General features: G+C 66.6%; 11 protein-coding genes and 1 tRNA gene. 8 read left to right on the top strand and 4 right to left on the bottom strand.

Annotated elements, in window-relative coordinates; genetic code table 11:
* Positions 1–185 precede the first annotated feature (185 nt).
* Positions 186–271, bottom strand: a tRNA-Ser gene (locus tag VFW45_13020).
* Positions 272–432: 161 nt separating this feature from the next.
* On the opposite strand from VFW45_13020, the gene VFW45_13015 reads away from it, so the two are divergent.
* On the top strand, positions 433–876 hold the full coding sequence (locus VFW45_13015; protein ID HEU5181704.1) for a hypothetical protein: 444 nt from the start codon (positions 433–435) through the stop codon (positions 874–876).
* A gap of 2 nt (positions 877–878) precedes the next feature.
* On the opposite strand, the gene serS is transcribed toward VFW45_13015, so the two are convergent.
* Together serS and VFW45_13005 are read right to left on the bottom strand one after the other, a co-directional pair.
* Positions 879–2,156, bottom strand: coding sequence for a serine--tRNA ligase (serS, locus tag VFW45_13010; protein ID HEU5181703.1), 1,278 nt, complete (start codon positions 2,154–2,156; stop codon positions 879–881).
* A 120-nt stretch (positions 2,157–2,276) separates the two neighbouring features.
* Positions 2,277–3,272 carry a hypothetical protein gene (locus VFW45_13005; protein ID HEU5181702.1) on the bottom strand — a complete coding sequence of 332 codons (996 nt, stop codon included), beginning with the start codon at positions 3,270–3,272 and terminating at the stop codon, positions 2,277–2,279.
* Between the two features lie 199 nt (positions 3,273–3,471).
* On the opposite strand from VFW45_13005, the gene galU reads away from it, so the two are divergent.
* A complete protein-coding gene (gene galU, locus VFW45_13000) occupies positions 3,472–4,338 on the top strand; it encodes a UTP--glucose-1-phosphate uridylyltransferase GalU (GenBank protein ID HEU5181701.1) in 867 nt (288 codons plus the stop codon).
* A gap of 25 nt (positions 4,339–4,363) precedes the next feature.
* Here the strand turns inward: galU and VFW45_12995 are convergent, their stop codons facing one another.
* Positions 4,364–4,681, bottom strand: a complete 318-nt coding sequence (locus VFW45_12995) for an FmdB family zinc ribbon protein (protein ID HEU5181700.1) — start codon at positions 4,679–4,681, stop codon at positions 4,364–4,366.
* Between the two features lie 135 nt (positions 4,682–4,816).
* On the opposite strand from VFW45_12995, the gene murA reads away from it, so the two are divergent.
* The 6 genes from murA to VFW45_12965 form a co-directional block, all read left to right on the top strand.
* Positions 4,817–6,070 (top strand): UDP-N-acetylglucosamine 1-carboxyvinyltransferase, encoded by a 1,254-nt coding sequence (murA, locus tag VFW45_12990; protein HEU5181699.1) that lies wholly within the window; start codon positions 4,817–4,819, stop codon positions 6,068–6,070.
* 17 nt (positions 6,071–6,087) lie between these two features.
* Entirely contained in the window at positions 6,088–6,432 is a 345-nt protein-coding gene (locus VFW45_12985) for a histidine triad nucleotide-binding protein (GenBank protein ID HEU5181698.1), read from the top strand.
* A gap of 6 nt (positions 6,433–6,438) precedes the next feature.
* Positions 6,439–6,900 (top strand): hypothetical protein, encoded by a 462-nt coding sequence (locus tag VFW45_12980; GenBank protein ID HEU5181697.1) that lies wholly within the window; start codon positions 6,439–6,441, stop codon positions 6,898–6,900.
* Positions 6,897–8,183: an aminotransferase class V-fold PLP-dependent enzyme gene (locus VFW45_12975; GenBank protein ID HEU5181696.1), complete on the top strand. Its 1,287-nt coding sequence runs from the start codon at positions 6,897–6,899 to the stop codon at positions 8,181–8,183. The genes VFW45_12980 and VFW45_12975 overlap by 4 nt, the downstream gene beginning before the upstream one ends.
* Positions 8,180–9,301, top strand: coding sequence for a thiamine pyrophosphate-dependent dehydrogenase E1 component subunit alpha (locus VFW45_12970; protein HEU5181695.1), 1,122 nt, complete (start codon positions 8,180–8,182; stop codon positions 9,299–9,301). The genes VFW45_12975 and VFW45_12970 overlap by 4 nt, the downstream gene beginning before the upstream one ends.
* On the top strand, positions 9,298–10,483 hold a 1,186-nt coding region (locus tag VFW45_12965), incomplete at its 3' end, for a thiamine pyrophosphate-dependent dehydrogenase E1 component subunit alpha (GenBank protein ID HEU5181694.1). The genes VFW45_12970 and VFW45_12965, both read left to right, overlap by 4 nt.

Below are 10,483 nucleotides of genomic sequence, written 5' to 3'. Positions count from 1 at the left end.
CACGATCTTGTGGAACCTCTGGCCGGTGTCCTCCGGTGAGCTCCACTGCGCAACGAGGCGCGGCGGCGGAGCCGCCCCCATCAGCGTTGCGACCAGCAACGCCAGGACAATGATAGCGACAGGACGGCGCATCATGAGTCTATCCCCTTCTTCGAGTCGGACTTGCTCGTCCACAGGGATTGAACTGGCGGAGGGAGCAGGATTCGAACCCGCGGAGCTTTCGCTCAGTGGTTTTCAAGACCACCGCCTTAGACCACTCGGCCATCCCTCCGTGGGGCGATTGTACAGGAAGAGGCGAAACCTGTTCGTTTCCACTTGAGCGGGGACATACTTCAACCTTCGCAGGCCAGGCGCGGTCTATTCGGGTCGGCGGGAGCCGCTCCGCCGCGTCCCTGTCAGCTCACGGCGCCATCATTTTCAGGAGGCTGGTCCATGAAGGCGAAAGTGCTCGTCGTTTCCCTGCTCGCAATTGCCCTGTGCGGGAGCGTGCTCGCCGATGACTTCGATTCCGTCAGCATTCCGGCGATGGCGACCACCAGCGGCAGTCAGGCGCGCTTCTTCCCGGTGGCGAAGGACCTGATCGTTCCGCCGGGTGAGCGCGTCAGCCAGGTGCTCAATGTCTTCAACATGAAGCGCGTGTCGGTGCAGGCGGTGGCCAACTCGACGGTCGGAGGCGGCTCGCTGATCGTGCGGGTCGGCTTCGGGCCGCCGCTGGTGGGCGATCCCGACGCGAAGCTGGAGCTGAGCTTTGCCGAGCAGGACACGGTCCGGGCTTCCTCGACGACCCAGGTCAAGGCTCCCCGGATGGCGCTGGTCATCATCAATGACCGGGACGTGCCGGTGAAGGTCACCGTTGGGGCTTACGCGACGGACTAGTTTCAGCCCAGCGGGTTGATCTGCTCGAATTCGGTGTAGGGGATGAGCGGCTTGGGGATGCGGACCGAGCCGTCCTCCTGCTGGAAGTTCTCTAGAATCGCCACGAGCGTCCGGCCCACCGCCAGTCCCGACCCGTTCAGGGTGTGCACGAACTCCGGCTTCGCTTTGGGCGATGGGCGGTAGCGGATGTTGGCCCGCCGCGCCTGGAAATCCTCGAAATTGGAGCAGGACGAAATCTCCCGATAGGCCTTCTGGCTGGGGAGCCAGACCTCCAGGTCGTAGGTCTTCGCCGAGGAGAAGCCCATGTCGCCGGTGGCCAGGCAGACCACGCGGTAGTGCAGCCCCAGCTTCTGCAGAATGGACTCGGCGTCGCGCGTCAGCGATTCCAGCTCCTCGTACGAGCTTTCCGGCCGCGAAAACTTCACGATCTCCACCTTGTTGAACTGGTGCTGGCGGATCAGCCCCTTGGTGTCGCGCCCGTAGGAGCCGGCCTCGCTGCGGAAGCAGGGGGTGTAGGCGGCGAACTTCCTGGGGAGCGCCTCCCCGTCCAGGATCTCGTCGCGGTAGATGTTGGTGACCGGCACCTCCGCCGTCGGGATGAGGTAGTAATCGGTCCCCTCCAGCTTGAAGAGATCGGCGGCGAATTTCGGCAGGTTGCCGGTGCCGATCAGACTGGCGGAGTTGACCATGAAGGGAGGCAGCACCTCGGTGTAGCCGTGCTCCTTCGTCTGCACGTCGAGCATGAAATTGATCAGCGCCCGCTCCAGCCGCGCCCCGGCTCCCTTGTAAAGACAGAAGCGCGCTCCCGCGATCTTCGCGGCGCGCTCGAAATCGAGGATCCCGAGAGCGGCGCCCAGCTCCTCGTGCGGGCGCGGCGTGAAGCTGAAGCGCGGCTCTTCCCCCCAGACCCGGATCAGCTGATTGGCGGCGGATTCCGCTCCAACCGGCACGCTGGCGTGCGGCACGTTGGGAATCAGGAGCATCAGGGCGCGCAGCGACTCCTCGAGGTTCGCCACTTCGGCATCCAGAGTGGCGATCTCCGCTCCCACGCCCCGCATCTCCTCGATGAGCGCCGCGGCGTCCTTCTTCTCCTTCTTGAGGCGGGCGATCTCTTCCGAGCTGCGGTTGCGCTTCGCCTTGAGATCTTCGACCTGCTTGAGGAGGGTGCGGCGGCGGGAATCGAGGCGATGGAACTCGGAGAGATCGATGGTGGCGCCGCGGTTCTTCAGCGCCTGCTCGATCTCCTGCGACTTCTCCCGCACCCGGTTGACGTCCAGCACGTTGGGGCTCTCCCGCGAGAGCGGCATACTACGCCAGCGCTCGGTCCGCAAATGTGCCGGGAGTCTAGCGAATGCCCTTCGCGCCCGTCAACGCGGGCCGCGCCGGCGTCCTCGAGCACCTCAGTCCGGAATGGCGCCCGACGCTCTGGGGCACATCCGGACCGGCTTCGCGTGCAGCTCGAAAGCCGTGGTCAGGCAGGTCTGGACCGTCCGCTGGATCGTGACGTCGAGGAGCGGGAACCCGCCCCCGCCGGGGACCAGGCCGCTGTCGTAGGCCACCGGGGGATCGGTGCCCAGCTTCAGATCGAGCTTCATCTGCTGCTCGGCGGCCACCTCCCCGCTCAGTCGGTACGTCCCGGACCCGGTGACGGAGAGGCCTGAGGGATCGCCGCCGATCGGATCGGGGGATACCAGCCATTTCACCTGCACCACCGAGAATTCCGTTCCGAGCGGGCCGCGCTCCAGCGGCACCAGGGTGAAGCTTCCCCGCACAGGGACCGGATCGAGCGTGGGGCAGTCGCACGGGTCCGAGCAGCCGCGCAGGAAGCGGCTCTCCGGCGACAGCCGGTAGGCTTTCAGCTCGGAGGCCGGAACGGGTGCGGCGCTCAGGCGGAACACCGTGTCAAAGCAGACCTGTCCATGGATTGAAATCGTGATGGCGATGCGCGGGAAGCCTCCTCCGCCCGTCACCAACCCGGAATCGAAGTGCTCGGCCGCCGCGCCGTCCACGCTCAAATCCAGGATCAGCTGCTGCTGGAGGGCGACCTCGCCCCCGACCCGGTAGGTGCCGGAGCCGGTCACGCGGATCTCCTGTCCGGGAACCGTGACGGTCCAGTTGACCTCCTCGACCCGGTAGTTGTCGTACAGCGGATCCGAGCCGGTGAAGCGGAGCACGAAGGTGCCGCGCTCCGAACCGCTGAACATGACGGGACACATGCAGGGATCGAAGCAGCCTTTCTGGAAGGTGCTGCTCTTGTCGAGGCGATAGACGACGGGGTCGATCTGGGCGGCCAGGGGCGAGATCCCTGCGGCCAGGATGAGCAAGAAGAACAGGGCGATGAGGGCGAGGGAGGAAGTTCTGCGGGCGGAAACCGGGACCCGACACGGCGCGTGCATGGCCAGCCTCCTTTCGGCGATATCGGACCGGATGCGCCCCACTGTAGCACCTGGAGCCGGCGCGCGCCAGACTCGTGACGGCCCGTGACGGCCGGTGAGCGCAGGGTGGCCGAATCGCCGCGCGCCGCACTCCGGTCCGCGCGCGGGCGGGCGGAAATCCGAATGCTATAATCCCCCGCAACCGTTCGGGAGATCGTCGATGCGCATCCGCAAAGCCGTCTTCCCCGCCGCCGGGCTGGGGACCCGATTCCTGCCCGCCACGAAGGCCCAGCCCAAAGAGATGCTGCCGCTGGTCGACAAGCCGGTGATCCAGTACGTCATCGAAGAGGCGATCGAGTCGGGCATCGAGAACATCATCATCGTCACCGGCCGGGGGAAGAACTCCATCGAGGACCATTTCGACGTCTCCTTCGAGCTGGAGCGGACGCTGGCCGACCGCGGCCAGAAGGATCTCCTCAAGATCGTCCGCGAGATCTCCGACATGATCAACGTCTCCTACGTCCGGCAGAAGGAGCCCCTCGGTCTCGGCCACGCGGTGCTGTGCGCCAAGGAGCTGGTCGGCAACGAGCCTTTCGCCGTGTTCCTGGGAGACGACATCATCCAGGCGAAGACTCCCGCGATGGCCCAGATGATCAAGGTGTTCGCGCGGCGGCGCTGCAGCGTCCTGGCGGTGGAGCCGGTGCCGCGGGAGCGCACCAGCTCCTACGGCGTCATCGCGCACGATAACAAGTCGCGCAACGGCATCTATCAGGTCACCGATCTCGTCGAGAAGCCGTCCCCCGATGACGCCCCCTCCGACCTGGCGATCATCGGGCGCTACATCCTCATGCCCGAAATCTTCGCCCATCTCGAGAAGACGAAGCCCGACGCCAAAGGAGAGATTCAGCTCACCAACGGGCTGCGCTCTCTCCTGACGAAGCAGCCGATCGCCGCCTACCGGTTCCAGGGGAAGCGGTTCGACACGGGAAACAAGCTGGGGTTCCTGAAGGCGACGGTGGAGTTCGCGCTGCGGCGGAAGGACCTGGGGCCGGAATTCCGGGACTACCTGAAGACTCTCAAGCTCTGAGCGAGTCGCCCAAGCCCGCCAGGCACTAGTCGCCGCTCCCCTTCTTCGAAGTGGAGGACTTGGCGGGTTTCTTGTCTTTCTCCTTGGAAGGCTTGTCCTCCCCTCCCTTGGCACCCTTCTCGTCGGAAGATTTCACGGCCTTGTCATCCGATGATTTCTCACCCTTGCGGGCGTAATCGGTGATGTACCAGCCGGTTCCCTTGAACTGAATCGCCGGCGCGGAAGCCAGCCGCTTCGCCTTCCCCTTGCACTTCGGGCAGGTCCGGGTCTTCGGATCCGAGAATTTCTGGATCTTCTCGAAGCGGTTCCCGCACTTGGTGCATTCGTATTCGAAAAGGGGCACGACGCGCTCCTGGGAATGAGTGGGACCCGGCAGGCTGGCGGATTATCGGCGTCGTTTGTGACCTTGTCAAGGATCCTGAGGGTATAATCCCGCGCGTGAGAAAGCCGCGGCGCGCATCGGAGATCCGGCTGATTCATGGAAAAGATTCGGATTAGGGGCGGCAAACCTCTTCAGGGATCCCTGCCCGTCAGCGGCGCCAAGAACGCGGTACTGCCCGCCATGGCAGCCTCCCTGCTCACTTCCGAGCCGGTCATCCTCGATAACGCGCCGAATGTGCGCGACGTCGCCACGATGCTGCGCGTCCTGCAGCGCCTGGGCGCCACCGACCTGGAGCGCGATGGGACGAAGCTGCGGATCCGCGTCCCGGCGATTCAGTCCCCCGAGGCTCCTTACGAGCTGGTCAAAACGATGCGCGCCTCGGTGCTGGTCCTCGGCCCGCTGCTGGCCCGGCACGGCGCCGCCCGCGTCTCGCTGCCCGGCGGCTGCGCCATCGGGGCCCGGCCGGTCGACCTTCACATCGCGGCGCTGCGCAAGCTGGGCGCGCGCATCGAGGTGGAGCACGGCTACATCGTCGCCGAGGGGGGGTCGCTGCGCGGCGCCGACATCACGTTCGAGTCGAAGACGGTCACCGGAACGGAAAACCTGATGATGGCGGCCACCCACGCCAAAGGACGCACCACCCTGCGCAACGTCGCCCAGGAGCCCGAGGTCGAGGATCTCGCCGCCCTGCTCACGGCGATGGGGGCAAAGGTTTCGGGGGCCGGCACCGCCACCATCGTGATCGAAGGAGTCGAGGCGCTGCACGGGGCCGAGCACGACGTGATCCCGGATCGGATCGAGGCGGGGACTTTCCTGATGGCGGCCGCCATCACCCGCGGCGCGGTGCGGGTGGAGCACTGCCGGCCGGAGCACCTGGGGGCCGTTCTCGAGAAGCTGCGCGACGTGGGCGTGAAGCTGGAGGTCGGCTCGTCGGCAATCGAGGTGCGCCCCGATGGGCCCTTGCGTCCCGGCAACCTGATCACCCTTCCCTATCCGGCCTTCCCGACCGACCTGCAGGCGCAGTACATGGCCCTGATGACGCAGGCTGCGGGCAGCTCGACCATCACCGAATCGATTTTCGAGAATCGCTTCATGCACGTCGGGGAGCTGCGCCGCATGGGGGCGCAAATCGAGATCAACGGCCGCACCGCCGTGGTCCGCGGCCCCACGCCGCTGGCGGGGGCCCAGCTGATGGCCACCGACCTGCGCGCCTCCGCCTGCCTGATCGTGGCGGGACTGGTGGCCCAGGGGGAGACGGTGGTGGACCGGGCGTATCATCTGGATCGGGGTTACGAGCGCATCGAGGAGAAGCTGCAGCGGATCGGCGCCGACATCGAGCGCATCCGCTGAACCAGGAGGCAATGCCGATGGCCGACTGTCTGTTCTGCCGCATCGCGCGCAAGGAAATCCCCGCGAAGATCCTGTACGAGGACCGTCTGGTGGTCGCCTTCGCCGACGTCAATCCACAGGCGCCGGTCCATGCGCTGATCATCCCCAAAGCACACTTCGATACGCTCAACGATACCTCTGCCGAGGAGGAGCAGCTCCTCGGCCACGTCCTGCTGGCCGCCACCAAGGTTGCCGGCGAGCAGGGGCTCAAAGAGAAAGGTTACCGGCTGGTGGCGAACTGCCTGGCAAGCGCCGGCCAGTCGGTGTTTCACATCCACTTCCATCTTCTAGGAGGCAGGGCCTTCAGCTGGCCTCCGGGATAGGTCGGCGTGAGAATCTACCGCCGCTCTGCAGGAACCCGCGCTCTGGCATTGGGCTGCCTGGTGCTGTTCACGCTTCTGGAAATCTCGTACCTGACTTCCGGCGGGCGGTTCGTCAGCTTTCCGGGCATTTTCCTCGCATGTTTCATCGGCGTCTCCCTGTTCGTCTCGCTCCTCAACCTGGGGGATCGCTTCCTGATCGACGACAGCGGCATCCGCTACGCCAATCCGCTCCTGGCGCGGATGGGGCTGTCGTTGGATCGCTCGGTCGTCTGGCCCGAGATCGTCTCGATCCATGCTCATCGCGCCTTGCGCTTCGGAAGGAAGGAGGACAATCCTTCGGCCCTCTTTCTCGAAGTGCGCGGATCGGATCGCTTCGTGATCGATTCGGTCGAGGAATTCGAGGAGATCCACCGCCTCGTGGTGGAGCGCTGCAACGGCGCCGCGTACCGGGGACATCGTCCTCCTTGAGCACTTCTCGCAGAGACGCGCTGCGCTGGGGACTCGGGACACTGGCCGCGCTCCCCCTGCAGGGCCAGCTCCTGAAGGCCGCCCAGACAGCCGCCACGCAGCCGCTTCCCGATCTCGCGGGCTTCGGCGATCGCAAGGACGAGGAGTTCTGGAGCGCGGTGCGCCGCTGCTTCGCGCTGCCCTCGGAGGTCGCCTACTTCAACAACGGCTCGCTCGGACCGACTCCGTTACCCGTTCTCCGGGATCTCGCCGGCTTCGCGCACCAGCTCGCGGCCAGCCCCGCGCCGCAGATGTGGGGACCTCTGGGGGCCCGGCTGGAGGAGGTGCGCTCCCATGCCGCCGCCTTGCTGGGCGCGGCGCCCGATGACGTGGCGCTGACCCGCAATACCACGGAAGGAGTCAGCACCGTAGGTATGGGGCTGAGCCTCGCCGCGGGAGATGAAGTGATCACTACCGACCAGGAGCACCCGGGGGGCGCAGGCGTCTGGCAGTTCCTGGAGACGCGCGGCATCCGGCGCATCGCCGTTCCCTTGCCGATGCCGCCCGAGACCGACGGGGCCTTCCTCGGGCGGCTCGAAGCGGCGATTACGCCGAAGACCCGCGTGCTGGCACTGCCGCACGTCACTTTCGGCAGCGGGCACCTCCTCCCGCTCGATCGCGTCGCCACCATCGCGCGCCGGCGCAATCTCCTCTTCTGCGTCGATGGCGCCCATCCGCCCGGGATGATGCCGCTGGATCTTCGCGCTCTCGGTTGCGACACTTATGCCTCCTCGTCGCACAAGTGGCTCATGGCCCCTCCCGGCACGGGGTTGCTCTACGTGTCCCCGGCGGCGCGCGAGCGGATCGCTCCGCGCGTTTTCACCGGCACCGGATTCAGCGGCAAGACGGCGCGACGCTACGACGATTTCGGGACGCGGAACCTGGCGGAGGTCCTGGCGCAAGGCTCGGCGATCGAGTTCCACAACCGCATTGGGACCGAGCGGGCCTGGGAGCGGATCCAGGCCCTCTCCGCGCGCCTGCGCGACGGGCTGAAGACGATCCCGAAGGTCAGAATCCTGACCCCCCTGGAGCCGGGCCGCTCCGGCGGTCTGACCGCCTTCTCCATGGAAGGAATCCCCCACAAGGCGGCATCCGACTTCCTGGCCGACAAGCCGCAGTGCGTCGTCCGGCCCGTCCCGGAGCTGGACGCGGTGCGCGTCTCCACCGCCATCTACAATCTCCCCGCCGAGATCGACCGCCTGCTCACCGCCGTGAAACAGCTTGCGGTATCATTCCGGGCGTGAAGCGCTACCCCGCGTTCGACCCCCCCGAATACGTCGCCTGGAAGCCGGACCCGGCCGTGGTCCGCGGCTTCGCCGCAACGCTGCGCCGCGACAAGAAACGCTGGAAGCTGATCGCCGCGCTGGAGGAGAAGACCCTTCTCGCGCTGTACGCCGGGTTGCTGCGCGCGCGCCTGCACGACATCGCGCTCAAGCGCTGGGTGCGCCAGGGAGTCCTCTCGAAGGCCTGGCTGGGTACCGGCGAGGAGGCGGTGGCGGTGGGCAACGCCCACGCCCTGCGCGAGGGGGACCTGGTGGGGCCGATGATCCGCAACGCCGGCGCCTGCCACGAGCGCGGCATGCCGGTCGCCCAGATGCTCAAGGCCTACCTCGGGACGCGCGATCAGATCACCCGCGGCCGGGACCTGCACACCGGCGACCCGGAGAAGGGCGTCCTTCCCCCCATCTCCTTCGTCGCCTCGCTGGTCCCCGTCTTCGCAGGCGCCGCGCTGGCCTTCAAGCTGCGCTCCGACCCGCACCTGGCCCTGACCTGGGTGGGTGACGGCGCCTCGCACACCGCGGAGTTCCACGAGGGGTTCAACCTGGCGGCGGTGCAGCATCTGCCCTTGATCATCGTCCTGCAGGACAACCGCGTGGCGCTCGGCACGGCGCTGGAAGAGCATCAGCGCGGCGACCTGGAAGACCTGGCCTCCTCCTATGGGGCCGCCGGAATCGTCTGCGACGGCAACAACGTTCTCGACGTCTATGCGGCCACGAGGCTGGCCGCGGATCTCTGCCGTCAGGGCCGGGGACCGGTCATCCTGACGGCCCACACCTTTCGCATGGGAGGGCACGCCACTCACGACGAGCAGGAAGCCCGGTCCCTCTTCCCCCCCAATGTCTTCCGCTCCTGGGGACTGCGCGATCCGATCGGCTGCTACGAGGCCTGGCTGACCGGCGTGGCGACAGAGGGGGTCCGGAATGGTAGAATTTCTCCCGCGAAGCTCGAATCGGTGGAAGACGAAATCGTCCGGGAAGTCGATGCCGCGGCAGCCGAGGCCCTCGCAAGCCGCGAGCTCCATCCCCCCAAACCCGAGGAAGCGGAAGGCGGCGTCACCGCCGGGCAAGGAGATCAGGAATGAAGAACAAGACCACGCGCGGACTGTCCGCCGAGCTGAAGGAGATCGGCCTGGACCGCGCCTCGCTGCTGGCGATGTACCGCAACATGATCCTGTCGCGCCGCCTGGACGACAAACAGATCCAGCTGAAGCGGCAAAACCAGATCTTCTTCCAGATCGCCGGGGCCGGCCACGAGGCGGTCCTGACGGCCGCGGGAATGGTCCTGAAGCCGGGGCACGACTGGTTCTACGCCTACTACCGCGACCAGGCCCTGATGCTCCAGCTGGGCATGACTCCCAAGGAGATCCAGATGGAGGCCCTCGGCTGCGCCGCCGACCCGAACTCGGGCGGCCGCCAGATGCCGTCGCACTGGGGGCATCCCCGGCTGAACGTCGTCTCCAAATCATCCTGCACCGGCACGCAATACCTCCAGAGCGTCGGCTGCGCGCAGGCGGGGCGCTACATCGCCGCGGTGCGCGAGTGCCAGGAGCGCGGCCTCAAGCATCAATCCGACGAGATCACCTACGTCTCGGGCGGCGAGGGCTCCACCAGCGAAGGAGAGTTCTGGGAGTCGCTCAATACCGCCTGCAACCTGAAGCTGCCGGTCCTCTATCTGATCCAGGACAACAAGTACGCCATCTCGGTGCCGGTGGAGGTGCAGACCGCCGGCGGGACGATCAAGGGGCTGGTCAAAGACTGGCCCAACCTGCGCTACGAAGAGCTGGACGGCACCGACGCGCTGGAAAGCTACCGGCTGCTGTCGGAGGTGGTGGGCGACATGCGCCGCCGGCGCGAGGGGCCGGCGCTGATCCAGGCGCACGTCGTGCGCCCCTACTCGCACTCGCTGTCCGATGACGAGAAGAACTACAAGCCGGAGAAGGAGCGCCAGGAAGAGGCGAAGCGCGATCCGATCGCCCGGTTCGAGAAGCTCCTCCTGGAGGAAGGGCTGGCGGACGAGGCCTTCCTGACCCGGATGCGCGAGAGCGTCGACGCCGAGATCAACGAGCAGACCGATCAGGCCGCCGCCGAGGCGCGCCCCGGCACCGACACCATCTACGATTTCGTCTATTCCCCCGACGTCGACCCGACCTCGGATGATTTCGCGACGGAGCCGAAGACCGAGGGCGACCCGAAGACGATGGTGGATCTTCTGAATGCCTGCCTCAAGGACGAGATGGCGCACGATCCGCGCATCGTCATCTTCG

It is taken from the genome of Candidatus Polarisedimenticolia bacterium, assembly GCA_035764505.1.
GTDB lineage: Bacteria > Acidobacteriota > Polarisedimenticolia > Gp22-AA2 > AA152 > AA152.
This window is presented reverse-complemented; position numbering and strand designations above follow the sequence as displayed.